18 protein-coding genes, 6 tRNA genes, 3 rRNA genes, 1 pseudogene and 1 riboswitch are annotated in these 26,754 nt (G+C 51.3%); of the genes and pseudogenes, 24 read left to right on the top strand and 4 right to left on the bottom strand.

Features of this window, described 5'->3' with window-relative positions; all coding sequences use genetic code 11:
* The first annotated feature begins 73 nt into the window (after positions 1-73).
* Complete coding sequence (gene oxyR, locus NMD08_RS24415) at positions 74-991, top strand: DNA-binding transcriptional regulator OxyR (RefSeq protein WP_151218472.1); 918 nt, start codon at positions 74-76, stop codon at positions 989-991.
* On the opposite strand, the gene sthA is transcribed toward oxyR, so the two are convergent.
* On the bottom strand, positions 974-2,374 hold the full coding sequence (sthA, locus tag NMD08_RS24410; RefSeq protein ID WP_114683787.1) for a Si-specific NAD(P)(+) transhydrogenase: 1,401 nt from the start codon (positions 2,372-2,374) through the stop codon (positions 974-976). The two genes, oxyR and sthA, sit on opposite strands and share 18 nt — an antisense overlap.
* A gap of 191 nt (positions 2,375-2,565) precedes the next feature.
* On the opposite strand from sthA, the gene fabR reads away from it, so the two are divergent.
* Together fabR and NMD08_RS24400 are read left to right on the top strand one after the other, a co-directional pair.
* On the top strand, positions 2,566-3,201 hold the full coding sequence (fabR, locus tag NMD08_RS24405) for an HTH-type transcriptional repressor FabR (RefSeq protein ID WP_003028862.1): 636 nt from the start codon (positions 2,566-2,568) through the stop codon (positions 3,199-3,201).
* Between the two features lie 15 nt (positions 3,202-3,216).
* Positions 3,217-3,576, top strand: coding sequence for a YijD family membrane protein (locus NMD08_RS24400; protein WP_370619222.1), 360 nt, complete (start codon positions 3,217-3,219; stop codon positions 3,574-3,576).
* Between the two features lie 45 nt (positions 3,577-3,621).
* Here the strand turns inward: NMD08_RS24400 and trmA are convergent, their stop codons facing one another.
* Positions 3,622-4,722 carry a tRNA (uridine(54)-C5)-methyltransferase TrmA gene (trmA, locus tag NMD08_RS24395; RefSeq protein ID WP_370619220.1) on the bottom strand — a complete coding sequence of 367 codons (1,101 nt, stop codon included), beginning with the start codon at positions 4,720-4,722 and terminating at the stop codon, positions 3,622-3,624.
* A gap of 115 nt (positions 4,723-4,837) precedes the next feature.
* A riboswitch (cobalamin riboswitch) is annotated at positions 4,838-5,025 on the top strand.
* Between the two features lie 64 nt (positions 5,026-5,089).
* Between trmA and btuB the strand changes: the two genes are divergently transcribed.
* From btuB to birA, 9 genes are all read left to right on the top strand, one after another.
* Positions 5,090-6,946, top strand: a complete 1,857-nt coding sequence (btuB, locus tag NMD08_RS24390; RefSeq protein WP_370619218.1) for a TonB-dependent vitamin B12 receptor BtuB — start codon at positions 5,090-5,092, stop codon at positions 6,944-6,946.
* On the top strand, positions 6,891-7,742 hold the full coding sequence (murI, locus tag NMD08_RS24385) for a glutamate racemase (protein ID WP_151218475.1): 852 nt from the start codon (positions 6,891-6,893) through the stop codon (positions 7,740-7,742). Before btuB ends, murI begins: the two co-directional genes overlap by 56 nt.
* Before the next feature lie 377 nt (positions 7,743-8,119).
* A 16S ribosomal RNA gene (locus NMD08_RS24380) occupies positions 8,120-9,659 on the top strand.
* Between the two features lie 71 nt (positions 9,660-9,730).
* Positions 9,731-9,807 (top strand) — tRNA-Ile (locus tag NMD08_RS24375).
* Positions 9,808-9,913: 106 nt separating this feature from the next.
* Positions 9,914-9,989: transfer RNA gene (locus NMD08_RS24370), tRNA-Ala, on the top strand.
* A gap of 207 nt (positions 9,990-10,196) precedes the next feature.
* Positions 10,197-13,100, top strand: a 23S ribosomal RNA gene (locus tag NMD08_RS24365).
* Between the two features lie 94 nt (positions 13,101-13,194).
* A 5S ribosomal RNA gene (gene rrf / locus NMD08_RS24360) occupies positions 13,195-13,310 on the top strand.
* Together the 16S, 23S and 5S rRNA genes with 2 tRNA genes alongside form the textbook arrangement of a ribosomal RNA operon.
* Positions 13,311-13,496: 186 nt before the next feature.
* Positions 13,497-14,525: a UDP-N-acetylmuramate dehydrogenase gene (murB, locus tag NMD08_RS24355; RefSeq protein ID WP_370619216.1), complete on the top strand. Its 1,029-nt coding sequence runs from the start codon at positions 13,497-13,499 to the stop codon at positions 14,523-14,525.
* Positions 14,522-15,484, top strand: a complete 963-nt coding sequence (gene birA, locus NMD08_RS24350) for a bifunctional biotin--[acetyl-CoA-carboxylase] ligase/biotin operon repressor BirA (protein WP_151220040.1) — start codon at positions 14,522-14,524, stop codon at positions 15,482-15,484. The genes murB and birA overlap by 4 nt, the downstream gene beginning before the upstream one ends.
* 32 nt (positions 15,485-15,516) lie before the next feature.
* On the opposite strand, the gene coaA is transcribed toward birA, so the two are convergent.
* Positions 15,517-16,467, bottom strand: a complete 951-nt coding sequence (gene coaA / locus NMD08_RS24345; protein ID WP_003031107.1) for a type I pantothenate kinase — start codon at positions 16,465-16,467, stop codon at positions 15,517-15,519.
* Positions 16,468-16,757: 290 nt separating this feature from the next.
* Positions 16,758-16,838: pseudogene (locus NMD08_RS24340) on the bottom strand (hypothetical protein); the annotation flags it as partial.
* A gap of 19 nt (positions 16,839-16,857) precedes the next feature.
* Between NMD08_RS24340 and NMD08_RS24335 the strand changes: the two are divergent.
* The 12 genes from NMD08_RS24335 (at position 16,858) to rpoB (ending at position 26,748) form a co-directional block, all read left to right on the top strand.
* Positions 16,858-16,933 (top strand) — tRNA-Thr (locus NMD08_RS24335).
* Between the two features lie 8 nt (positions 16,934-16,941).
* Positions 16,942-17,026: transfer RNA gene (locus tag NMD08_RS24330), tRNA-Tyr, on the top strand.
* A 114-nt stretch (positions 17,027-17,140) separates the two neighbouring features.
* Positions 17,141-17,215 (top strand) — tRNA-Gly (locus tag NMD08_RS24325).
* 5 nt (positions 17,216-17,220) lie between these two features.
* A tRNA-Thr gene (locus NMD08_RS24320) sits at positions 17,221-17,296 on the top strand.
* Between the two features lie 118 nt (positions 17,297-17,414).
* Positions 17,415-18,599 (top strand): elongation factor Tu, encoded by a 1,185-nt coding sequence (gene tuf, locus NMD08_RS24315; RefSeq protein ID WP_003031109.1) that lies wholly within the window; start codon positions 17,415-17,417, stop codon positions 18,597-18,599.
* Between the two features lie 230 nt (positions 18,600-18,829).
* Positions 18,830-19,213, top strand: coding sequence for a preprotein translocase subunit SecE (gene secE / locus NMD08_RS24310; RefSeq protein ID WP_003033128.1), 384 nt, complete (start codon positions 18,830-18,832; stop codon positions 19,211-19,213).
* A gap of 1 nt (position 19,214) precedes the next feature.
* Positions 19,215-19,760, top strand: a complete 546-nt coding sequence (gene nusG / locus NMD08_RS24305) for a transcription termination/antitermination protein NusG (protein WP_003033125.1) — start codon at positions 19,215-19,217, stop codon at positions 19,758-19,760.
* 155 nt (positions 19,761-19,915) lie between these two features.
* Positions 19,916-20,344: a 50S ribosomal protein L11 gene (rplK, locus tag NMD08_RS24300; RefSeq protein WP_003033122.1), complete on the top strand. Its 429-nt coding sequence runs from the start codon at positions 19,916-19,918 to the stop codon at positions 20,342-20,344.
* Between the two features lie 3 nt (positions 20,345-20,347).
* Entirely contained in the window at positions 20,348-21,055 is a 708-nt protein-coding gene (gene rplA / locus NMD08_RS24295) for a 50S ribosomal protein L1 (protein ID WP_005132897.1), read from the top strand.
* Positions 21,056-21,469: 414 nt separating this feature from the next.
* Positions 21,470-21,967, top strand: a complete 498-nt coding sequence (gene rplJ / locus NMD08_RS24290; protein ID WP_005132895.1) for a 50S ribosomal protein L10 — start codon at positions 21,470-21,472, stop codon at positions 21,965-21,967.
* Between the two features lie 66 nt (positions 21,968-22,033).
* On the top strand, positions 22,034-22,399 hold the full coding sequence (gene rplL, locus NMD08_RS24285; protein WP_000028882.1) for a 50S ribosomal protein L7/L12: 366 nt from the start codon (positions 22,034-22,036) through the stop codon (positions 22,397-22,399).
* A gap of 320 nt (positions 22,400-22,719) precedes the next feature.
* Positions 22,720-26,748 carry a DNA-directed RNA polymerase subunit beta gene (gene rpoB / locus NMD08_RS24280; protein WP_003033111.1) on the top strand — a complete coding sequence of 1,343 codons (4,029 nt, stop codon included), beginning with the start codon at positions 22,720-22,722 and terminating at the stop codon, positions 26,746-26,748.
* The last annotated feature ends 6 nt before the right edge of the window (positions 26,749-26,754 follow it).

Below are 26,754 nucleotides of genomic sequence, written 5' to 3'. Positions count from 1 at the left end.
AGCTTGATAGGGATAATCGTTCGTTGCTATGCTACCTATCGCTACGAACTATCGTGGCGATGGAGGATGAATAATGAATATTCGTGATCTTGAATACCTGGTGGCACTCGCCGAACATCGTCACTTCCGACGAGCGGCAGACTCCTGTCACGTAAGCCAACCAACGCTGAGCGGCCAGATCCGTAAGCTGGAAGATGAGCTTGGCGTTATGTTGCTGGAGCGTACAAGTCGCAAGGTGCTGTTCACTCAGGCAGGTTTACTGCTGGTGGATCAGGCGCGTACCGTGCTGCGCGAGGTCAAAGTGCTCAAGGAGATGGCAAGCCAACAAGGCGAGACAATGTCTGGCCCGCTGCATATTGGTTTGATCCCAACGGTGGGGCCATACCTGCTGCCGCATATTATTCCTATGTTGCACCAGACCTTCCCAAAACTGGAAATGTATCTCCATGAGGCGCAGACGCATCAACTGCTGGCGCAACTGGACAGCGGTAAGCTCGACTGCGTCATTCTGGCGCTGGTGAAAGAGAGTGAAGCGTTCATCGAAGTGCCGTTATTTGATGAGCCTATGTTGCTGGCGATCTATGAAGATCACCCATGGGCAAACCGGGATTGTGTGCCGATGTCCGATCTGGCGGGTGAAAAACTGCTGATGCTGGAGGATGGTCACTGCCTGCGCGATCAGGCGATGGGCTTCTGCTTTGAAGCGGGCGCTGATGAGGATACCCATTTTCGGGCAACCAGTCTGGAAACACTACGCAACATGGTGGCGGCAGGCAGCGGTATTACTTTATTGCCTGCGCTGGCTGTTCCGTCTGAGCGTAAGCGTGATGGTGTTGTTTATCTGCCCTGCATCAAGCCTGAACCACGCCGGACGATTGGCCTGGTGTATCGTCCAGGTTCGCCGCTGCGCAGTCGTTATGAACAGCTGGCAGAGGCCATCCGTGGATCAATGGATGGCCATTTCGACAGTGCGTTAAAACAGGCGGTTTAAGCCATTTAGCGCCGCTACCCGATAGGCTTCCGCCATCGTTGGGTAGTTAAAGGTGGTGTTAACGAAGTACTCGATGGTGTTACCACCACCTTTTTGCTCCATAATCGCCTGACCGATATGAATGATTTCGGCCGCGCGTTCCCCAAAGCAGTGGATCCCCAGAATCTCTTTAGTTTCACGATGGAACAGAATCTTCAGCGTTCCGACGCTCATACCGACGATTTGTGCTCGTGCCAGGTGTTTAAACTGGGCGCGACCGACTTCGTAGGGAACTTTCATTGCCGTGAGCTGCTGTTCCGTTTTACCGACGGAGCTGATTTCCGGAATGGTATAAATCCCGGTCGGGATATCTTCGATCAGATGCGCAGTCGCTTCGCCTTTTACCAACGCCTGGGCGGCAATGCGTCCCTGATCGTAGGCTGCTGATGCCAGGCTCGGATAGCCGATCACATCGCCAACGGCATAGACGTGCGGTAACGCTGTCTGGTACATGCTGTTGACCTTCAGCTGTCCGCGGCTGTCAGTTTTCAGACCAATATTTTCCAGCGCCAGCGAATCGGTATTACCGGTGCGACCATTGGCGTACAACAGGCAGTCGGCCTTCAGTTTTTTACCGGATTTCAGATGCATGATGACGCCATCATCGCAGCCTTCAATCTTCTCGTACTCTTCGTTGTGGCGAATGACGACACCGCTATTCCAGAAGTGATAAGAGAGCGAGTCGGACATCTCTTGATCGAGGAACGCCAGCAGACGATCGCGAGTGTTGATTAAATCGACTTTGACGTCCATTCCACGAAAAATCGATGCATATTCGCAGCCAATGACCCCTGCGCCATAAATCAAAACGTGGCGGGGTTCGTGGTGCAGGCTCAGGATCGAGTCGCTGTCATACACCCGGGGATGCGAAAAGTCGACGTCTACAGGGTGATAGGGGCGTGAACCGCAGGCGATAACGAACTTATCCGCGGTCAGCGTTTCCACCGTGCCGTCGTGGCATTCCAGAGCGAGCGTGTGTTCATCAACAAAACGGGCATTGCCCTGCAAAATTTCGCAGTGGTTACGCTCGTAAAATCCTTGCCGCATACGTGTCTGCTGATTTATGACGTTATCAGCGTGGTTGAGAATATCGGCGAAAGAAGAACGAAGGAGTCGGGAGTGGTCGCTGTAAAGTGGGTTCTGATTGAATTCAATGATACGGCTGACGGCGTGGCGGAGGGCTTTCGACGGGATGGTGCCCCAGTGGGTACAGCCTCCACCGACGTTATGATAGCGCTCAATCACCGCGACGCGCGCTCCTTGCTTAACCAGACCCATCGCAGCGCCTTCGCCGCCGGGACCGGAACCTATTACTATTGCATCGTAATCGTAGGAATGTGACATGGTCAGGCTTACCTGTTCTTATACATAAAAGCAACAGAATAGTAACATCGTTGTCAGGATAACCCAATTATCGTTGTGCTTTTTTGCGAAGTCGAAGCACAAACTGCGCGTAAACAATCATTCACAAAGCCATGCCAACCGCCTAATCTCTGGTATAGTGCCAGCAAGGTATGTGGAAGGATTCAGACATCGTGATGGGCGTTAGAGCGCAACAAAAAGAAAAAACCCGGCGTTCGCTGGTAGAAGCCGCATTTAGTCAACTCAGCGCTGAGCGTAGTTTTGCCAGCCTCAGTTTACGCGAAGTCGCTCGTGAAGCGGGCATTGCGCCAACCTCGTTTTATCGCCATTTCCGCGATGTGGATGAACTCGGCCTGACGATGGTGGACGAGAGTGGTCTGATGCTGCGCCAGTTGATGCGTCAGGCGCGTCAGCGTATTGCTAAGGGTGGGAGTGTGATCCGCACCTCGGTCTCAACATTTATGGAGTTCATTGGCAACAATCCCAACGCCTTCCGTTTATTATTGCGCGAGCGTTCGGGGACTTCCGCAGCGTTTCGTGCTGCGGTCGCACGTGAAATTCAGCACTTCATTGCGGAACTTGCGGACTATCTGGAACTCGAAAACCATATGCCTCGTGCGTTTACTGAAGCGCAAGCCGAAGCCATGGTAACCATTGTGTTCAGCGCCGGGGCAGAAGCACTGGATGTTGGCGCTGAACAGCGTCGGCAGCTGGAAGAGCGGCTGGTACTGCAATTGCGCATGATCGCGAAAGGCGCATTCTATTGGTACCGCCGTGAACAAGAAAAGATGACGCACCACTCCGAGTAACGAGAAGGACAAGCAATGAAACAGTCAGGTCAAGATAAAGGTACGCTGCTGCTGGCGCTGGTTGCTGGCTTATCGATCAATGGCACATTTGCGGCGCTGTTTAGCTCCATTGTGCAATTCTCAGTATTCCCGATTATTTCGCTGGTGCTGACGGTTTATTGTCTGCATCAGCGCTATCAGAACCGCACCATGCCTGTGGGACTACCGGGCCTGGCTGCCGCCTGTTTTATTCTCGGTGTTCTGTTGTACAGCACAGTGGTACGCGCTGAATACCCGGATATTGGCTCTAACTTCTTCCCGGCGGTACTGTCGGTGATTCTGGTGTTCTGGATCGGTTTTAAAGTGCGTAACCGTAAACAGGAAATTGTGGAGTAATCTTTGTCGGCCGGGCAAGCGAAGCGCTCCCGGCCAGGTCATCACTTATTTTGCGGTCAGTAACACGCCGCACTCCATATGGTGCGTATACGGGAACTGATCAAACAGAGCCAGACGTGAAACATTGTGCGTCTGGCTTAACGTTTCCAGGTTCTTACATAATGTCTCCGGATTGCAGGATATATACAGAATACGCGGATACGCCTGCACCATTTTCTCTGTTTCGCTGTCCAGACCGCTGCGCGGTGGGTCCACGAAAATGGTTTCACATTGGTAACTCTTCAGATCGATTCCCTGCAAACGGTTGAACTCGCGTACCCCGTTCATCGCCTGAGTAAACTCTTCGGCCGCCATGCGAATAATTTGTACATTATCAATGTGGTTAGCCGCGATGTTGTACTGCGCAGCAGCCACGGACGGTTTGGCGATTTCGGTGGCCAGTACACGGTTGAAGTTTTGCGCCAGGGCTAACGAGAAGTTGCCATTGCCGCAGTACAGCTCAAGCAGATCGCCTTTTGACCCTTTGGTGACATCAATTGCCCATTCCAGCATCTGGATATTCATGGTGGCATTCGGCTGGGTAAAACTGTTCTCAACCTGGCGGTAGATAATCTCTTTACCTGCTACCGGCAAGCGTTCGTCAATGTAGTCCTGGTCCAGCTCAATTTTGGTTTTGGTTGCCCGACCAATCAGATGGACGTTCAGGTTTTGCGCCCGCAGCGCATCTCGCAGCGCTTCGGCTTCCTGACGCCATTCATCATCTAATTTTTTATGGTACAGCATCGATACCACCGCCTGATCGCTCAGGGTTGTGAGGTAATCAATCTGAAACAGTTTGTGGCGCAGGACGTGGTTGTTGCGAACGCCGTCGATCATTGCCGTCATCAGCGTGTTGATGAGCTCGCTGGCAGCCGGGAAGCTGTCGACGCGAATACGGCTTTTGGTCTGGCTGTCGAACATGATGTGGTACAGGTCATCACCGTCATGCCACAGGCGGAATTCGGCGCGCATACGGTAATGGCTGACCGGTGAGCGAAACACTTCCGGAGCCTGTGCATAAAATGGCGTCATTAAGCTCTGCAGACGCACTACTTTTTCAGCTAACTGGGCGTCGTACTGTTCTGTCGGAAGGTGTTCGGGGGTCATGATGCGTCCTGAAAAATAAAAGTACGCGGGGATTGTAGGGATTGCTCAACAGATGTCCAGTCATTGATGATTTCCGATAATGTGATATGCGGTCTGGACACCAGGTTGTAACAAACTGTAGCATCCGTTTTCCGGTCCTGTGAGTTAAAAGGGAATCCAGTGTAAATCTGGAGCTGACGCGCAGCGGTAAGGAAGGTAAGAGATGAGCGCACCTGGTGCAGACACTGCGGCTTGCCGCGGGAAGTCATCGTCTCTTTATGTCGCCTCCAAGCCCGAAGACCTGCCGGCTAACGTCGCATCTGGTCTTCATCATCGCGTACTATCGGTGGGACCTGCGGCATCCTTCTTAAATTGTGGATGCTTTACAATGATCAAAAAATCATTGCTGTGCACGGCGTTGTCCGTCACGGCATTTTCTGGTTGGGCACAGGACACTCGCCCGGATACTCTCGTCGTCACTGCCAACCGTTTTCAGCAGCCTGTTAATACTGTTCTTGCCCCCACCGATGTGGTCACGCGTGAAGATATTCAACGCTGGCAGTCAAAAGATCTGAACGATGTCATGCGTCGATTGCCAGGCGTAGATATCTCCCAGAGCGGCGGTATGGGTAAAAGTTCCTCTCTGTATGTTCGCGGCACTGAATCTCGTCACGTTCTGGTATTGATTGATGGTGTGCCGATGGCACGTGCCGGCATCGGCAATGCGATCGACATTGGCCAGATTCCGGTATCGTTGGTGCAGCGTGTTGAATACATTCGCGGACCCCGTTCAGCAGTGTACGGCTCTGGTGCGATCGGTGGTGTGGTTAACATCATTACGATGAGTGATGAAGAGAAATCGCAGATCAACGCGGGTATGGGGACTGATGGTTATCAAACCTATGACGGCTCGGTTAATAAGCGGTTTGGTGACACGATGGTGACGGCGGCTGGTGCTTACCAGACGACGAAAGGTTTTAACATTCAACCCGACTCACCCTACAGCGGTGACAGCGACCGCGATGGTTATCGCAATAAGCTGTTCTGGGGCGGCGTTCAACACAAGTTTAGCGATAACGTCTCCGGCTTCTTCCGTGGTTATGGATATACCGCTAATAGTGATTATGACCAGGGTTCGTGGGGTAATCCTGGAGGGAATGACGAAGCCCAGAATTACACGCAGTCCTGGGATTCAGGTCTTCGTTACAGCTCTGGTATCTACTCCTCCCAACTTATTGCTAACTACCAGCATCTCAAAGATTACAACTATAGCAACGAACTCGGCAGTTATGCGGGAGACGCTACGCTGGATAATATGGAACAACGCTATATTCAGTGGGGAAATAACGTTGCGGTTGGGCATGGGGCAATTAGCGGCGGTGTCGACTGGAAACAAGAGAAGCTGACATCCAGCAGTACGACGAAATCAGATGCTTATAAACGTGATACAACGGGACTTTATCTGACCGGGCAGCAACAAATTGAGAGCGTCACGCTGGAAGCCTCGGGCCGTGAAGATCATGACGAACAATTCGGCTGGCATGGTACCTGGCAGACCGCAGCTGGCTGGGAGTTTGTTGATGGCTATCGTGCAACGCTCTCTTACGGTACTGGTTTCCTGGCGCCCTCGCTGGGTCAGCAATACGGGGCGACGCGCTTTGCCTCATCCTATGGACCGGGTATCGCTGCCAACCCGAATCTGAAACCGGAAGAATCTAAACAGTGGGAAGCAGGTATTGATGGATTGACAGGGCCGCTTAATTGGCGTCTTTCCGCATACCACTATGAAATTCAAAACCTGATCGACTACAAGAATAATCAGTACGTCAACGTTAAATCAGCCACGATTAAAGGGCTGGAATGGACCGGAAACTTTACGACAGGCCCCGTAGAACATAATCTGACGCTACAATACGTTGACCCGCGTGATGATGACACAAACAAGGTGCTCTATCGCCGTGCAAAACAGCAGGTTAAGTATGAGTTAACCGGACAGGTCCAGGATTTGGGCTGGAACGTTGCGTATCAATATATAGGTAAACGTTACGATAATGATTTCGACAATAATCGTGATGTTAAATTGGGCGGCGTCAGCTTATGGGATATCGGATTATCATATCCAATCACCTCACAGCTGACAGTTCGTGGTAAAATCGCCAACCTGTTCGATAAAGATTACGAGACAGTTTATGGCTACGCAACTGCAGGACGGGAATACACCTTGTCTGGCAGCTACACCTTCTGATCCACGTCCCACCGTGCTGGTGTTTGATTCCGGCGTCGGTGGGTTGTCGGTCTATGACGAGATCCGGCGTCTTCTCCCGGATCTCCACTATATCTACGCTTTTGATAACGTCGCCTTTCCTTATGGAGAGAAGAGCGAGGCGTTTATCGTTGAGCGCGTTGTTGAGATTGTGACTGCGGTCCAGCAGCGCTATCCCCTCTCTCTTGCGGTTATCGCGTGTAATACGGCAAGCACGGTGTCGCTCCCTGCGTTACGGGAGAAATTTGCTTTTCCGGTAGTTGGCGTGGTGCCTGCGATTAAACCGGCGGCGCGACTCACGGCGAATGGCGTGGTGGGGTTGCTGGCTACGCGTGCAACGGTGAAACGTTCATATACTCATGAGTTGATTGCGCGGTTTGCAAACGAATGTCAGATAGCGATGCTGGGTTCTGCCGAGCTGGTGGAACTGGCTGAAGCGAAGCTGCACGGTGAAACAGTTTCTCTGGAAGAGCTGCGCCGCATTCTGCGTCCGTGGCTGCGGATGTCGGAACCCCCTGACACAGTGGTGCTCGGGTGTACTCATTTCCCTCTATTACAGGAAGAGCTTTTACAGGTTCTGCCCGAGGGGACGCGGCTGGTTGATTCTGGTGCTGCGATTGCGCGTCGCACGGCCTGGTTATTAGAACATGAAGCACCAGATGCAAAATCATCCGACGAGAATGTCGCATTCTGTATGGCAATGACGACAGAAGCTGAACAACTATTGCCCGTACTGCAGCGTTATGGCTTTAAGACGCTCGAAAAACTGGCAGTTTAGGTAGTTTTGATGAAAAAATACGCGTTCGGAAAGTTATTTTAAATTTCCCCTTGTCAGCCTGAAATAACTCCCTATAATGCGCCTCCACTGACACGGAACAACGGATTACAAGCCGCCGGGTCAGCGGGGTTCCACTGAGAACTTCGTAGAGAAAAGCAAAAATAAATGCTTGACTCTGAATGAGGAAAACGTAATATACGGGACCTCGCGACAGAGCGCTAAAGCGCGTCGCAACTGCTCTTTAACAATTTATCAGACAATCTGTGTGGGCACTCGAAGATACGGATTCTTAACGTCGCAAGACGAAAAATGAATACCAAGTCTCTGAGTGAACATACGTAATTCATTACGAAGTTTAATTCACGAGCATCAAACTTAAATTGAAGAGTTTGATCATGGCTCAGATTGAACGCTGGCGGCAGGCCTAACACATGCAAGTCGAACGGTAGCACAGAGGAGCTTGCTCCTTGGGTGACGAGTGGCGGACGGGTGAGTAATGTCTGGGAAACTGCCCGATGGAGGGGGATAACTACTGGAAACGGTAGCTAATACCGCATAATGTCGCAAGACCAAAGAGGGGGACCTTCGGGCCTCTTGCCATCGGATGTGCCCAGATGGGATTAGCTAGTAGGTGGGGTAACGGCTCACCTAGGCGACGATCCCTAGCTGGTCTGAGAGGATGACCAGCCACACTGGAACTGAGACACGGTCCAGACTCCTACGGGAGGCAGCAGTGGGGAATATTGCACAATGGGCGCAAGCCTGATGCAGCCATGCCGCGTGTATGAAGAAGGCCTTCGGGTTGTAAAGTACTTTCAGCGAGGAGGAAGGCGTTGTGGTTAATAACCGCAACGATTGACGTTACTCGCAGAAGAAGCACCGGCTAACTCCGTGCCAGCAGCCGCGGTAATACGGAGGGTGCAAGCGTTAATCGGAATTACTGGGCGTAAAGCGCACGCAGGCGGTCTGTCAAGTCGGATGTGAAATCCCCGGGCTCAACCTGGGAACTGCATCCGAAACTGGCAGGCTAGAGTCTTGTAGAGGGGGTAGAATTCCAGGTGTAGCGGTGAAATGCGTAGAGATCTGGAGGAATACCGGTGGCGAAGGCGGCCCCTGGACAAAGACTGACGCTCAGGTGCGAAAGCGTGGGGAGCAAACAGGATTAGATACCCTGGTAGTCCACGCCGTAAACGATGTCGACTTGGAGGTTGTGCCCTTGAGGCGTGGCTTCCGGAGCTAACGCGTTAAGTCGACCGCCTGGGGAGTACGGCCGCAAGGTTAAAACTCAAATGAATTGACGGGGGCCCGCACAAGCGGTGGAGCATGTGGTTTAATTCGATGCAACGCGAAGAACCTTACCTACTCTTGACATCCAGAGAACTTTCCAGAGATGGATTGGTGCCTTCGGGAACTCTGAGACAGGTGCTGCATGGCTGTCGTCAGCTCGTGTTGTGAAATGTTGGGTTAAGTCCCGCAACGAGCGCAACCCTTATCCTTTGTTGCCAGCGGTTAGGCCGGGAACTCAAAGGAGACTGCCAGTGATAAACTGGAGGAAGGTGGGGATGACGTCAAGTCATCATGGCCCTTACGAGTAGGGCTACACACGTGCTACAATGGCATATACAAAGAGAAGCGACCTCGCGAGAGCAAGCGGACCTCATAAAGTATGTCGTAGTCCGGATTGGAGTCTGCAACTCGACTCCATGAAGTCGGAATCGCTAGTAATCGTGGATCAGAATGCCACGGTGAATACGTTCCCGGGCCTTGTACACACCGCCCGTCACACCATGGGAGTGGGTTGCAAAAGAAGTAGGTAGCTTAACCTTCGGGAGGGCGCTTACCACTTTGTGATTCATGACTGGGGTGAAGTCGTAACAAGGTAACCGTAGGGGAACCTGCGGTTGGATCACCTCCTTACCTTAAAGAAGCGTTCTTTGTAGTGCTCACACAGATTGTCTGATGAAAATTAGCAGTAAGAAAATCTCTGCAGGCTTGTAGCTCAGGTGGTTAGAGCGCACCCCTGATAAGGGTGAGGTCGGTGGTTCAAGTCCACTCAGGCCTACCAAATTCGCTCTCGTGCTTTGTTGTGGCAAAGCTCGCATACTTCAGTATGCTTCGCTTCACCACGCCGCGCCCGAAAACGAATTAAGGTTAAAAGAGATTCATTCGATGGGGCTATAGCTCAGCTGGGAGAGCGCCTGCTTTGCACGCAGGAGGTCTGCGGTTCGATCCCGCATAGCTCCACCATCTTTACTGCAACAAACCAAGAAAACTTCAGAGTGTACCTGAAAAAGGTTCACTGCGAAGTTTTGCTCTTTAAAAATCTGGATCAAGCTGAAAATTGAAACGACACACTGTTTCATTTCTCCGTAATAAGAAATGAAAAGCGGTGTGTTCGAGTCTCTCAAATTTTCGCAACACGATGGTGTTTTACGAAACATCTTCGGGTTGTGAGGTTAAGCGACTAAGCGTACACGGTGGATGCCCTGGCAGTCAGAGGCGATGAAGGACGTGCTAATCTGCGATAAGCGTCGGTAAGGTGATATGAACCGTTATAACCGGCGATTTCCGAATGGGGAAACCCAGTGTGTTTCGACACACTATCATTGCGTGAATACATAGCGTAATGAAGCGAACCGGGGGAACTGAAACATCTAAGTACCCCGAGGAAAAGAAATCAACCGAGATTCCCCCAGTAGCGGCGAGCGAACGGGGAGCAGCCCAGAGTCTGAATCAGCTTGTGTGTTAGTGGAACGGTCTGGAAAGTCCGACGGTACAGGGTGATAGTCCCGTACACCAAAATGCACAGGTTGTGAACTCGAAGAGTAGGGCGGGACACGTGGTATCCTGTCTGAATATGGGGGGACCATCCTCCAAGGCTAAATACTCCTGACTGACCGATAGTGAACCAGTACCGTGAGGGAAAGGCGAAAAGAACCCCGGCGAGGGGAGTGAAAAAGAACCTGAAACCGTGTACGTACAAGCAGTGGGAGCACCTTCGGGTGTGACTGCGTACCTTTTGTATAATGGGTCAGCGACTTATATTCTGTAGCAAGGTTAACCGTATAGGGGAGCCGAAGGGAAACCGAGTCTTAACTGGGCGTTAAGTTGCAGGGTATAGACCCGAAACCCGGTGATCTAGCCATGGGCAGGTTGAAGGTTGGGTAACACTAACTGGAGGACCGAACCGACTAATGTTGAAAAATTAGCGGATGACTTGTGGCTGGGGGTGAAAGGCCAATCAAACCGGGAGATAGCTGGTTCTCCCCGAAAGCTATTTAGGTAGCGCCTCGTGAACTCATCTTCGGGGGTAGAGCACTGTTTCGGCTAGGGGGTCATCCCGACTTACCAACCCGATGCAAACTGCGAATACCGAAGAATGTTATCACGGGAGACACACGGCGGGTGCTAACGTCCGTCGTGAAGAGGGAAACAACCCAGACCGCCAGCTAAGGTCCCAAAGTCATGGTTAAGTGGGAAACGATGTGGGAAGGCACAGACAGCCAGGATGTTGGCTTAGAAGCAGCCATCATTTAAAGAAAGCGTAATAGCTCACTGGTCGAGTCGGCCTGCGCGGAAGATGTAACGGGGCTAAACCATGCACCGAAGCTGCGGCAGCGACACTATGTGTTGTTGGGTAGGGGAGCGTTCTGTAAGCCGTTGAAGGTGGCCTGTGAGGGTTGCTGGAGGTATCAGAAGTGCGAATGCTGACATAAGTAACGATAATGCGGGTGAAAAACCCGCACGCCGGAAGACCAAGGGTTCCTGTCCAACGTTAATCGGGGCAGGGTGAGTCGACCCCTAAGGCGAGGCCGAAAGGCGTAGTCGATGGGAAACAGGTTAATATTCCTGTACTTGGTGTTACTGCGAAGGGGGGACGGAGAAGGCTATGTTAGCCGGGCGACGGTTGTCCCGGTTTAAGCATGTAGGCGGAGGTTCCAGGTAAATCCGGTACCTTTTAACGCTGAGGTGTGATGACGAGGCACTACGGTGCTGAAGTGACAAATGCCCTGCTTCCAGGAAAAGCCTCTAAGCATCAGGTAACACGAAATCGTACCCCAAACCGACACAGGTGGTCAGGTAGAGAATACCAAGGCGCTTGAGAGAACTCGGGTGAAGGAACTAGGCAAAATGGTGCCGTAACTTCGGGAGAAGGCACGCTGATATGTAGGTGAAGCGGTTTACCCGTGGAGCTGAAATCAGTCGAAGATACCAGCTGGCTGCAACTGTTTATTAAAAACACAGCACTGTGCAAACACGAAAGTGGACGTATACGGTGTGACGCCTGCCCGGTGCCGGAAGGTTAATTGATGGGGTTATCCGTAAGGAGAAGCTCTTGATCGAAGCCCCGGTAAACGGCGGCCGTAACTATAACGGTCCTAAGGTAGCGAAATTCCTTGTCGGGTAAGTTCCGACCTGCACGAATGGCGTAATGATGGCCAGGCTGTCTCCACCCGAGACTCAGTGAAATTGAACTCGCTGTGAAGATGCAGTGTACCCGCGGCAAGACGGAAAGACCCCGTGAACCTTTACTATAGCTTGACACTGAACACTGGTCCTTGATGTGTAGGATAGGTGGGAGGCTTTGAAGCGTGGACGCCAGTCTGCGTGGAGCCAACCTTGAAATACCACCCTTTAATGGCTGGTGTTCTAACGTGGACCCGTGATCCGGGTTGCGGACAGTGTCTGGTGGGTAGTTTGACTGGGGCGGTCTCCTCCTAAAGAGTAACGGAGGAGCACGAAGGTTAGCTAATCCTGGTCGGACATCAGGAGGTTAGTGCAAAGGCATAAGCTAGCTTGACTGCGAGAGTGACGGCTCGAGCAGGTGCGAAAGCAGGTCTTAGTGATCCGGTGGTTCTGAATGGAAGGGCCATCGCTCAACGGATAAAAGGTACTCCGGGGATAACAGGCTGATACCGCCCAAGAGTTCATATCGACGGCGGTGTTTGGCACCTCGATGTCGGCTCATCACATCCTGGGGCTGAAGTAGGTCCCAAGGGTATGGCTGTTCGCCATTTAAAGTGGTACGCGAGCTGGGTTTAGAACGTCGTGAGACAGTTCGGTCCCTATCTGCCGTGGGCGCTGGAGAATTGAGGGGGCTGCTCCTAGTACGAGAGGACCGGAGTGGACGCATCACTGGTGTTCGGGTTGTCATGCCAATGGCACTGCCCGGTAGCTAAATGCGGAAGAGATAAGTGCTGAAAGCATCTAAGCACGAAACTTGCCCCGAGATGAGTTCTCCCTGAGACTTTAAGTCTCCTGAAGGAACGTTAAAGACGATGACGTTGATAGGTCGGGTGTGTAAGTGTAGCGATATATTGAGCTAACCGATACTAATGAACCGTGAGGCTTAACCTTACAACGCCGAAGGTGTTTTGGCGAAGAGACAGATTTTCAGCCTGATTACAGATGACATCGACAGACTAAAAAGTGTGTTGATAAACAGAATTTGCCTGGCGGCTGTAGCGCGGTGGTCCCACCTGACCCCATGCCGAACTCAGAAGTGAAACGCCGTAGCGCCGATGGTAGTGTGGGGTCTCCCCATGCGAGAGTAGGGAACTGCCAGGCATCAAATAAAGTGAAGAAGCCCATCCTGCCGGATGGGCTTTTTTGCGTCTGTGCGCCGTGAAATCCGCCGGCTGCGGCGCTGCGCGTACTATCGGGTTGCAAAGCAACACCCTGAGCCTCCATAACACAAGCCATCCTGCGGTATATGCGGTAAACTAAGCGCGATTTTGCATCAGGAAAGCGTCTATGAATCACTCCCTTAAAGCCTGGAACACCTTCGGCATTGACCAGCCTGCCAACGAGATTGTTTGTGCTGAAAATGAGCAACAACTGTTGAACGCCTGGCATGCTGCCAATGCATCACATCATCCGGTACTGATTCTGGGTGAGGGGAGTAACGTCCTGTTTCTTGATACTTTCCATGGCACGGTGATCGTCAACCGTATCAAAGGTATCGAGGTTACAGAGAAGCCTGACGCATGGTATCTACACGTAGGCGCGGGTGAAAACTGGCATCAGCTGGTACGTTATGCTCTGGAGCACAACATGCCTGGCCTCGAAAATCTGGCGATGATCCCTGGTTGCGTTGGTTCATCCCCCATCCAAAATATTGGTGCCTATGGCGTGGAGCTGCAGCGCGTCTGCGAATATGTGGACTGCGTAGAGCTTTCGACCGGCAAACATCTGCGTGTCAGCGCTGCAGAATGCCGATTTGGTTACCGTGACAGCATCTTCAAACATGAGTACCAGGATCGTTTCGCGATTGTAGCCGTTGGGCTGCGTTTAGCTAAACATTGGCAGCCTGTTCTCACTTACGGTGACCTGACACGTCTTGACTCTGCAACGGTAACGCCTCAGCAGGTTTTTGATTCTGTTTGCCATATGCGCACCACAAAGCTGCCCGATCCAAAAGTAAACGGTAATGCGGGGAGTTTCTTTAAAAATCCGGTTGTCAGCGCAGATATTGCACAGGATCTTCTGGCTAAATTCCCGACAGCACCTCATTACCCGCAAGCTGATGGCTCTGTGAAACTGGCTGCTGGCTGGCTTATCGATCAATGCCAGCTGAAAGGTATGCGCATTGGCGGCGCAGCGGTACACCAGCAGCAAGCACTGGTGCTGATCAATGCAGACCATGCTACGAGTCAGGATGTGGTGCAACTTGCGCATCACGTACGCCAAAAAGTCGGTGAGAAATTCAACGTCTGGCTCGAACCGGAAGTCCGGTTTATCGGCCCGCAAGGTGAGGTTAATGCCGTGGAGATCGTTGCATGAAGGATAATACTGTCCCCCTGACGCTTATTTCATTATTAGCCGATGGCGAATTTCACTCCGGTGAGCAACTCGGTGAAAAGCTGGGGATGAGCCGTGCGGCAATCAATAAGCATGTCCAGACGCTACGTGACTGGGGTGTTGATGTATTTACTGTCCCTGGTAAAGGATATAGCTTACCTGAACCTATCCAGCTATTAGATTCATCACTTATTCATTCTCAGTTGGATGGTGGAAATATTACCGTCCTGCCGGTTATCGACTCAACCAATCAGTACCTGATGGATCGGATTAGCCAACTTGAGTCAGGAGATGCCTGCGTCGCTGAATATCAGCAGGCCGGGCGTGGTCGCAGGGGACGCAAATGGTTCTCTCCCTTTGGTGCTAACCTATACCTCTCGATGTTCTGGCGGCTGGAGCAAGGTCCGGCTGCTGCAATTGGCCTGAGCCTGGTGATTGGTATTGTCATGGCTGAGGTTTTACGCGATCTGGGTGCGGATAAAGTACGTGTTAAATGGCCGAACGATCTCTATTTGCTCGACCGTAAGCTGGCAGGGATCCTGGTAGAACTCACCGGTAAGACGGGGGATGCCGCGCAGATTGTTATTGGCGCGGGTATTAACATGTCCATGCGTCGGGTTGAAGAGAATGTGGTTAATCAAGGCTGGATTAACCTACAGGAAGCGGGTATTAATATTGACCGTAATACTCTGGCTGCCCGACTGATCCGCGAGCTGCGTGCTGCGTTGGTACTGTTTGAGCAAGAGGGGTTAGCGCCATATCTGTCCCGCTGGAAGGCACTGGATAACTTTATCGACCGTCCCGTTAAACTCATTATTGGTGATAAAGAAATATTTGGTATATCGCGTGGAATAGATGCGCAGGGTGCATTGCTGCTTGAACAAAATGGCGTGGTAAAACCCTGGATGGGCGGGGAAATATCGCTTAGAAGCGCTGAATAATAAGAAGGGGAGCTCAGGCTCCCCTTTTTTATTTATTTACGCAGCCTGACTTGCTCAACGGCATGATTGGCGCTTTTGGTCATAATCAAGCTGGCTCGCTCACGCGTTGGCAATATGTTTTGTTTTAAATTCAACCAGTTAATTTCTTTCCACAGTGATGTAGCCGTGTTGATGGCCTCATCTTCTGACAATTTCGCATAGTTATGGAAATAAGAGTCTGGGTTGGTGAATGCCCCTTCGCGGAATTTCAGGAAGCGATTGATATACCATGTCTGGAGTAATTCTTCTGGCGCATCAACATAAATAGAAAAGTCGACAAAATCAGAAACAAATACATGATGCGGATCGTGAGGGTAGTCCATGCCGCTTTGTAATACATTGAGTCCTTCGAGTATTAATATATCGGGCTGGGCAACGGTTTTGTCGCCATCAGGGATCACATCATAGATCAGATGAGAATAAACCGGCGCCGTAACGTTGGGAACGCCAGACTTCAGATCGGAAACGAATTTAACCAGCCGGTGCATATCATAGGACTGCGGAAAGCCTTTCTTCTTCATAAGGCCGCGATCTTTCAGCACCTGGTTAGGATGAAGAAAACCGTCTGTTGTAATCAGCTCAACCTTACGATGCTCGGGCCAGCGACTGAGCAGCGCCTGCAACACGCGTGCAGTCGTACTTTTGCCAACAGCGACACTGCCAGCAATGCTAATGATATAAGGAATACGCTCGCCGTTGGTGCCTAAAAATTGCTCCAGCACCGCCTGACGCCGCAGGTTCGAACTGATGTAAAAATTTAGCAAACGCGATAGAGGCAAATAAATCTCGGCAACTTCTTCCAGCGATAAGTCTTCGTTTATGCCTTTCAAACGAGCAATTTCTTCCTCGGTCAGGGTCATCGGCACGGAATCACGAAGCGCAGCCCACTGGTTGCGATCAAACTGTAGATAAGGCGACGTTAACGCTTGCTCTTTTATACTCATACGCATGGTCTGGCTGCCATTGCTCTATCAGGTTTGCGGTAAAAAACGAAATCGTCCCCGGTCCGCAATGGCATGCACATTTCAGTTAATTTGGACAATGGGCAGGAGGGTAACACCAGATGAGGGGGAATAATAAGAAAAAATCATCCCCTGAAACGCAATGTGACGGCTATTCCAGATGTATAAAGATGCGCTTTCTCTCTATTGATAACCGCATGTCGGAGCAAAATACCCCTCTGGGAGGGGGCCTGGCGTTGGAAATTTGTTCAACCCAAAGAGAAAATAGATTATTTATCGGTCGTATAGTGCAAAATGTGAGCGATAGAACATTTTATGCAATTTTTTAGTTGCATGAGTGCGCATGTCTCCATAAAATGCGCGCTACTTGATGCCGACTTAGCTCAGTAGGTAGAGCAACTGACTTGTAATCAGTAGGTCACCAGTTCGATTCCGGTAGTCGGCACCATCAAGTCCGGTGGGGTTCCCGAGCGGCCAAAGGGAGCAGACTGTAAATCTGCCGTCACAGACTTCGAAGGTTCGAATCCTTCCCCCACCACCACTTTCTGGCAGCGTTAATGCCGCCTGAGTTGGTTAAAAAATTAACCAGCTCGAACAGAAAAGAGAGCAATCTCTTTTTTGTTACAGAAAGAACTGGGTAGCCGAGTTTCAGGATGCGGGCATCGTATAATGGCTATTACCTCAGCCTTCCAAGCTGATGATGCGGGTTCGATTCCCGCTGCCCGCTCCAGACGTGCTGATATGGCTCAGTTGGTAGAGCGCACCCTTGGTAAGGGTGAGGTCCCCAGTTCGACTCTGGGTATCAGCACCACTTCACTTCTCCTTCCCGTTTCTCTCTGTTTACTTTTAAAAGCATTCAACAGCTCAGGTATATTGCCTGGTTGATGTGGTGATATCACCGATTTATCCGTGTCTTAGAGGGACAATCGATGTCTAAAGAAAAATTTGAACGTACTAAACCGCACGTTAACGTCGGTACTATCGGCCACGTTGACCATGGTAAAACAACGCTGACCGCTGCAATCACTACCGTACTGGCTAAAACCTACGGCGGTGCTGCGCGTGCATTCGACCAGATCGATAACGCGCCGGAAGAAAAAGCTCGTGGTATCACCATCAACACTTCTCACGTTGAATATGACACCCCGACTCGCCACTACGCACACGTAGACTGCCCGGGCCACGCCGACTATGTTAAAAACATGATCACCGGTGCTGCGCAGATGGACGGCGCGATCCTGGTTGTTGCTGCGACTGACGGCCCGATGCCGCAGACTCGTGAGCACATCCTGCTGGGTCGTCAGGTAGGCGTTCCGTACATCATCGTGTTCCTGAACAAATGCGACATGGTTGATGACGAAGAGCTGCTGGAACTGGTAGAAATGGAAGTTCGTGAACTTCTGTCTCAGTACGATTTCCCGGGCGACGACACGCCGATCGTTCGTGGTTCTGCTCTGAAAGCGCTGGAAGGCGAAGCAGAGTGGGAAGCGAAAATCATCGAACTGGCTGGCTTCCTGGATTCTTACATCCCAGAACCAGAACGTGCTATCGATAAGCCGTTCCTGCTGCCAATCGAAGACGTATTCTCCATCTCCGGTCGTGGTACCGTTGTTACCGGTCGTGTAGAGCGCGGTATCATCAAAGTTGGTGAAGAAGTTGAAATCGTTGGTATCAAAGAGACTGCCAAGTCTACCTGTACTGGCGTTGAAATGTTCCGCAAACTGCTGGACGAAGGCCGTGCTGGTGAGAACGTTGGTGTTCTGCTGCGTGGTATCAAACGTGAAGAAATCGAACGTGGTCAGGTACTGGCTAAGCCGGGCTCTATCAAGCCGCACACCAAGTTCGAATCTGAAGTGTACATTCTGTCCAAAGACGAAGGCGGCCGTCATACTCCGTTCTTCAAAGGCTACCGTCCGCAGTTCTACTTCCGTACTACTGACGTGACTGGTACCATCGAACTGCCGGAAGGCGTTGAGATGGTAATGCCGGGCGACAACATCAAAATGGTTGTTACCCTGATCCACCCAATCGCGATGGACGACGGTCTGCGTTTCGCAATCCGTGAAGGCGGCCGTACTGTTGGTGCGGGCGTTGTTGCCAAAGTAATGAGCTAATTGCCGAATAACATTTGACGCAATGCGCAATAAAAGGGCATCATTTGATGCCCTTTTTGCACGCTTTCACACCAGAACCTGGCTCATCAGTGATTTTTTTTGTCATAATCATTGCTGAGACAGGCTCTGAAGAGGGCGTTTAGTCCGAAACGCACCAGAGCATTTCGGTTTGGATCGCCTCGCTTACGCGGGGTGAAAATGTTTGTAGAATACTTCTGACAGGTTGGTTTATGAGTGCGAATACCGAAGCTCAAGGAAGCGGGCGCGGCCTGGAAGCGATGAAGTGGGTTGTTGTCGCTGTATTGCTGCTTGTAGCTATCGTTGGCAACTACCTCTATCGTGACATGATGCTGCCGCTGCGTGCGCTGGCCGTAGTGATTCTGATTGCCGCAGCGGGTGGTGTCGCGCTGTTGACAACAAAAGGTAAAGCGACCGTTGCTTTTGCCCGTGAAGCGAGAACCGAAGTCCGTAAGGTCATTTGGCCAACTCGCCAGGAAACATTGCACACCACATTAATTGTGGCTGCGGTTACCGCAGTAATGTCACTGATCCTGTGGGGACTGGATGGTATTCTGGTTCGCCTGGTATCCTTTATCACTGGCCTGAGGTTCTAAGATGTCTGAAGCCCCTAAAAAGCGCTGGTACGTCGTTCAGGCGTTTTCCGGTTTTGAAGGCCGCGTAGCCACGTCGCTGCGCGAATATATCAAGTTACAAAATATGGAAGAGCTTTTTGGCGAAGTCATGGTGCCGACCGAAGAAGTGGTTGAAATCCGTGGTGGCCAGCGTCGCAAGAGCGAACGTAAATTCTTCCCGGGCTATGTACTGGTCCAGATGGTGATGAATGATGCAAGCTGGCACCTGGTGCGCAGCGTGCCGCGTGTGATGGGCTTTATCGGCGGTACATCTGATCGTCCGGCGCCGATCAGCGACAAAGAAGTTGATGCGATCATGAACCGTCTGCAGCAGGTTGGCGATAAGCCGCGTCCGAAAACGATGTTTGAGCCAGGTGAAATGGTTCGTGTTAGCGACGGTCCGTTTGCTGACTTTAACGGCGTCGTTGAAGAAGTGGACTACGAGAAGTCTCGTCTGAAAGTTTCCGTATCTATCTTCGGTCGTGCGACTCCGGTTGAACTGGACTTCGCGCAGGTTGAAAAAGCCTAATACGCCGATCAAAAAAGCGACGATTTAATCGTTGCACAAGGCGCGAGATTGGAATACAATTTCGCGCCTTTTGTTTTTATGGATCCTATCCGTAAAACGAATTTAATCACGGGGAGCCTCTTCGAGGCGCTATAACCCAATCAGAGGAATTTAGAATGGCTAAGAAAGTCCAAGCCTATGTCAAGCTGCAGGTTGCAGCTGGTATGGCTAACCCGAGTCCGCCGGTAGGTCCAGCACTGGGTCAACAAGGCGTGAACATCATGGAATTCTGCAAAGCGTTCAACGCTAAGACTGACTCCATGGAAAAAGGTCTGCCGATTCCGGTTGTTATTACCGTTTACGCTGACCGTTCTTTCACTTTCGTTACCAAAACGCCTCCGGCAGCAGTTCTGCTGAAGAAAGCGGCTGGTATCAAGTCTGGTTCCGGCAAGCCGAACAAAGACAAAGTGGGTAAAATTTCCCGCGCTCAGCTGCAGGAAATCGCGCAGACCAAAGCTGCCGACATGACTGGTTCCGACATTGAAGCGATGACTCGCTCCATTGAAGGTACTGCACGTTCCATGGGCCTGGTAGTGGAGGACTAAGAAATGGCTAAACTGACCAAGCGCATGTCCGTGATCCGTGACAAAGTTGATGCTACTAAACAGTACGACATCAACGAAGCTATCGCTCTGCTGAAAGAGCTGGCCACTGCTAAATTCGTAGAAAGCGTGGACGTTGCTGTTAACCTCGGCATCGACGCTCGTAAATCTGACCAGAACGTACGTGGTGCAACTGTACTGCCGCACGGTACTGGCCGTTCCGTTCGCGTAGCCGTATTTACCCAGGGCGCAAACGCTGAAGCTGCTAAAGCTGCAGGCGCTGAGCTGGTAGGTATGGAAGATCTGGCTGACCAGATCAAGAAAGGCGAAATGAACTTTGACGTTGTTATTGCTTCTCCGGATGCAATGCGCGTTGTTGGCCAGCTGGGTCAGGTTCTGGGTCCGCGCGGCCTGATGCCAAACCCGAAAGTTGGTACTGTAACCCCTAACGTTGCTGAAGCGGTTAAGAACGCTAAAGCGGGTCAGGTTCGTTACCGTAACGACAAAAACGGCATCATCCACACCACCATCGGTAAAGTGGATTTTGACGCTGACAAACTGAAAGAAAACCTGGAAGCTCTGCTGGTTGCGCTGAAAAAAGCAAAACCGACTCAGGCAAAAGGCGTGTACATCAAGAAAGTTAGCATCTCCACCACCATGGGTGCTGGTGTTGCCGTTGATCAGTCCGGTCTGACTGCGACTGTGGCGAACTAATATTCGCCTTTACGTGGGCGGTGATTTTGTCTACAATCTTACCCCCACGTTTCTGCTAATTGCAGACGTATATCCGAGATATTCAGGCTGTGGCAAGGCGACAACTGAGTGAATCGCCAGTCACATAGTTAACTATGTGACTGGTGTGAACGAAGACAGTCAACGCCGCCACAGATTGAATAACGACAGATAGACAAGATTTGTTCGTTGGAGCCTGGCCTATCCAGGCCTCCGTCGAAGACCGCAGGTGTTTCGTCAGAAACTTAATGCCCTGCGTAGACGGTGACAGAACGCTAAGATTATTTCTGATACTCTGGCTTGTTTCTGCTCACCGTATTTAGACGCTCTCTCCGTTGGGGAGAGTGAAGTGAGTTCCGGAACATGAGTTCCGGCAAACATCCAGGAGCAAAGCTAATGGCTTTAAATCTTCAAGACAAACAAGCGATTGTTGCTGAAGTCAGCGAAGTAGCCAAAGGCGCGCTGTCTGCAGTAGTTGCGGATTCCCGTGGCGTAACTGTAGATAAAATGACTGAACTGCGTAAAGCAGGTCGTGAAGCTGGCGTATACATGCGTGTTGTTCGTAACACCCTGCTGCGCCGCGTCGTTGAAGGTACTCAGTTTGAGTGCCTGAAAGACACGTTTGTTGGTCCGACCCTGATTGCATACTCTATGGAACACCCGGGCGCTGCTGCTCGTCTGTTCAAAGAGTTCGCGAAAGCGAATGCAAAATTTGAGGTCAAAGCCGCAGCCTTTGAAGGTGAGTTGATCACGGCATCGAACATCGATCGCCTGGCAACCCTGCCGACCTACGAAGAAGCAATTGCACGCCTGATGGCAACCATGAAAGAAGCTTCGGCTGGCAAACTGGTTCGTACTCTGGCTGCTGTACGCGATGCGAAAGAAGCTGCTTAATCGCAGTTATCTTTCTCAGGCATCTGCTTACGTATAAACTTATTCTGATTTTCAGGAACAATTTAAATGTCTATCACTAAAGATCAAATCATTGAAGCAGTATCCGCTATGTCCGTAATGGACGTTGTAGAACTGATTTCTGCAATGGAAGAAAAATTCGGTGTTTCCGCTGCTGCTGCTGTAGCTGTAGCTGCTGGCCCGGCTGAAGCTGCTGAAGAAAAAACTGAATTCGACGTAATTCTGAAAGCTGCTGGCGCTAACAAAGTTGCTGTTATCAAAGCAGTACGTGGCGCAACTGGCCTGGGTCTGAAAGAAGCTAAAGACCTGGTAGAATCTGCACCGGCTGCGCTGAAAGAAGGCGTGAGCAAAGACGACGCAGAAGCACTGAAAAAATCTCTGGAAGAAGCTGGCGCTGAAGTTGAAGTTAAATAAGCCAACTTTTCTGGTTGCAGCCTAAGAAATTAGGCTGATGGCTGGTGACTTTTTAGTCACCAGCCTTTTTGCGCTGTAAGGCGCCAGTAGCATTTCACACTGTTTGACTACTGTTGTGCCTTTCAATGCTTGTTTCTATCGACGTCTTAATATACTGCGACAGAGCGTCCGTTCTGTGTAAATCGCAATGAAATGGTTTAAGCGTGATAGCAACAGGCATTGCGGAAAGTATTCGATTTTCCGGTCAACAAAATAGTGTTGCACAAACTGTCCCTTCGTCGGACAGATGGGTCGACTTGTCAGCGAGCTGAGGAACCCTAATGGTTTACTCCTATACCGAGAAAAAACGTATTCGTAAGGATTTTGGTAAACGTCCACAAGTACTGGACATACCTTATCTCCTTTCTATCCAGCTTGACTCGTTTCAGAAGTTCATCGAGCAAGATCCTGAAGGGCAGTATGGTCTGGAAGCAGCCTTCCGTTCCGTTTTCCCGATTCAGAGCTATAGCGGTAATTCCGAGCTGCAATACGTCAGCTACCGCCTTGGCGAACCGGTGTTTGACGTTCAGGAATGTCAGATCCGTGGCGTGACCTATTCCGCACCGCTGCGCGTAAAACTGCGTCTGGTGATCTACGAGCGCGAAGCGCCGGAAGGCACCGTAAAAGACATTAAAGAACAAGAAGTCTACATGGGCGAAATTCCGCTCATGACTGACAACGGTACCTTTGTTATCAACGGTACTGAGCGTGTTATCGTTTCTCAGCTGCACCGTAGTCCTGGCGTCTTCTTTGACTCCGACAAAGGTAAAACCCACTCTTCGGGTAAAGTGCTGTATAACGCGCGCATCATTCCTTACCGTGGTTCCTGGCTGGACTTCGAATTCGATCCGAAGGACAACCTGTTCGTACGTATTGACCGTCGCCGTAAACTACCTGCGACCATCATTCTGCGTGCGCTGAACTACACCACTGAGCAGATCCTTGATCTGTTCTTTGAGAAAGTTGTTTTCGAAATTCGTGACAACAAGCTGCAGATGGAACTGGTGCCGGAACGCCTGCGTGGTGAAACCGCCTCCTTTGACATCGAAGCTAACGGCAAAGTCTACGTCGAAAAAGGCCGTCGCATCACTGCGCGCCACATTCGCCAACTGGAAAAAGACGATATCAAACATATCGAAGTTCCGGTTGAATACATTGCTGGTAAAGTTGCGGCTAAAGACTACGTTGACGAATCTACTGGCGAGCTGATCTGCGCAGCTAACATGGAGCTGAGCCTGGATCTGCTGGCTAAGCTGAGCCAGTCTGGCCACAAACGTATCGAAACGCTGTTCACTAACGATCTGGACCACGGTCCGTACATTTCTGAAACTGTACGCGTCGACCCAACCAACGATCGTCTGAGCGCGCTGGTAGAAATCTACCGCATGATGCGCCCTGGTGAGCCGCCGACTCGTGAAGCTGCTGAAAGCCTGTTTGAGAACCTGTTCTTCTCCGAAGACCGCTATGACCTGTCTGCGGTTGGTCGTATGAAGTTCAACCGTTCTCTGCTGCGCGACGAAATCGAAGGTTCCGGTATCCTGAGCAAAGACGACATCATCGAAGTGATGAAGAAGCTCATCGATATCCGTAACGGTAAAGGCGAAGTCGATGATATCGACCACCTCGGCAACCGTCGTATCCGTTCCGTAGGCGAAATGGCGGAAAACCAATTCCGCGTTGGCCTGGTGCGTGTTGAGCGTGCGGTGAAAGAGCGTCTGTCTCTGGGCGATCTGGATACCCTGATGCCTCAGGATATGATCAACGCCAAGCCGATTTCTGCAGCAGTGAAAGAGTTCTTTGGTTCCAGCCAGCTGTCTCAGTTTATGGACCAGAACAACCCGCTGTCTGAGATTACGCACAAACGTCGTATCTCTGCACTCGGCCCAGGCGGTCTGACCCGTGAGCGTGCAGGCTTCGAAGTTCGAGACGTACACCCGACTCACTACGGTCGCGTATGTCCAATCGAAACGCCTGAAGGTCCGAACATCGGTCTGATCAACTCCCTGTCCGTGTACGCACAGACTAACGAATATGGTTTCCTCGAGACGCCGTACCGTAAAGTAACCGACGGTGTTGTAACTGACGAAATTCATTACCTGTCTGCTATCGAAGAAGGTAACTACGTTATCGCTCAGGCGAACTCCAACCTGGATGACGAAGGCCACTTTGTAGAAGACCTGGTTACCTGCCGTAGCAAAGGCGAATCCAGCTTGTTCAGCCGCGACCAGGTTGACTACATGGACGTATCCACCCAGCAGGTGGTATCCGTCGGTGCGTCCCTGATCCCGTTCCTGGAACACGATGACGCCAACCGTGCATTGATGGGTGCGAACATGCAACGTCAGGCGGTTCCGACTCTGCGCGCTGATAAGCCGCTGGTTGGTACCGGTATGGAACGTGCTGTTGCCGTTGACTCCGGTGTTACTGCAGTTGCTAAACGTGGCGGTACTGTTCAGTACGTGGATGCTTCCCGTATCGTTATCAAAGTTAACGAAGACGAGATGTACCCGGGCGAAGCAGGTATCGACATTTATAACCTGACCAAATACACCCGTTCTAACCAGAACACCTGTATCAACCAGATGCCTTGCGTATCTCTGGGCGAGCCGGTTGAACGTGGTGATGTGCTGGCAGACGGTCCATCCACCGACCTCGGTGAACTGGCGCTGGGTCAGAACATGCGCGTGGCATTCATGCCATGGAATGGTTATAACTTCGAAGACTCCATCCTCGTATCCGAGCGTGTTGTCCAGGAAGACCGTTTCACCACCATCCACATCCAGGAACTGGCATGTGTGTCTCGTGACACCAAGCTGGGGCCGGAAGAGATCACCGCTGACATCCCGAACGTAGGTGAAGCTGCGCTCTCCAAACTGGATGAATCCGGTATCGTTTATATCGGTGCGGAAGTGACCGGTGGCGACATTCTGGTTGGTAAGGTAACGCCGAAAGGTGAAACCCAGCTGACGCCAGAAGAGAAGCTGCTGCGTGCGATCTTCGGTGAGAAAGCGTCTGACGTTAAAGACTCTTCTCTGCGCGTGCCAAACGGTGTTTCCGGTACGATTATCGACGTTCAGGTCTTTACTCGCGATGGCGTAGAAAAAGACAAACGTGCGCTGGAAATCGAAGAGATGCAGCTGAAGCAGGCGAAAAAAGACCTGTCTGAAGAACTGCAGATCCTCGAAGCTGGCCTGTTCAGCCGTATCTACGCTGTGCTGGTTTCCGGTGGTGTTGAAGCTGAGAAGCTCGACAAACTGCCGCGTGACCGCTGGTTAGAACTCGGCCTGACCGACGAAGAGAAACAGAATCAGCTGGAACAGCTGGCTGAACAGTACGACGAACTGAAGCACGAGTTTGAGAAAAAACTCGAAGCGAAACGCCGTAAAATCACTCAGGGCGACGATCTGGCACCGGGCGTGCTGAAGATTGTTAAGGTTTATCTGGCGGTTAAACGTCGGATCCAGCCTGGTGATAAGATGGCAGGTCGTCACGGTAACAAGGGTGTTATCTCTAAGATCAACCCGATCGAAGATATGCCACACGATGCTAACGGTACACCGGTAGATATCGTACTGAACCCGCTGGGCGTACCATCGCGTATGAACATCGGTCAGATCCTTGAAACCCACCTGGGTATGGCTGCGAAAGGTATTGGCGATAAGATCAACGCCATGCTGAAACAGCAGCAAGAAGTCGCGAAACTGCGCGAATTCATCCAGCGTGCTTACGATCTGGGTTCAGATGTTCGTCAGAAAGTTGACCTGAATACCTTCAGCGATGAAGAAGTTCTGCGTCTGGCTGAAAACCTGAAAAAAGGTATGCCGATCGCAACGCCGGTCTTCGACGGTGCGAAAGAGTCTGAAATCAAGGAACTGTTACAGCTGGGTGGCCTGCCGACTTCCGGTCAGATCACACTGTTCGACGGTCGTACCGGTGAGCAGTTCGAGCGCCAGGTTACCGTTGGCTACATGTACATGCTGAAACTGAACCACCTGGTTGATGACAAAATGCATGCGCGTTCTACCGGTTCTTACAGCCTGGTTACTCAGCAGCCGCTGGGTGGTAAGGCGCAGTTCGGTGGTCAGCGCTTCGGGGAGATGGAAGTGTGGGCGCTTGAAGCATACGGCGCGGCATACACCCTGCAGGAAATGCTCACCGTTAAGTCTGATGACGTGAACGGTCGTACTAAGATGTATAAAAACATCGTGGACGGCAACCATCAGATGGAACCAGGCATGCCGGAATCCTTCAACGTACTGTTGAAAGAGATTCGTTCGCTGGGTATCAACATCGAGCTGGAAGACGAGTAACTCTCG

The sequence above is a fragment of the Citrobacter meridianamericanus genome (genome assembly GCF_041320245.1).
In the GTDB taxonomy this organism is placed as follows: domain Bacteria; phylum Pseudomonadota; class Gammaproteobacteria; order Enterobacterales; family Enterobacteriaceae; genus Citrobacter; species Citrobacter meridianamericanus.
Note: the sequence above shows the minus strand (reverse complement) of the source record. Positions and strands in the feature narration are given on the sequence as shown.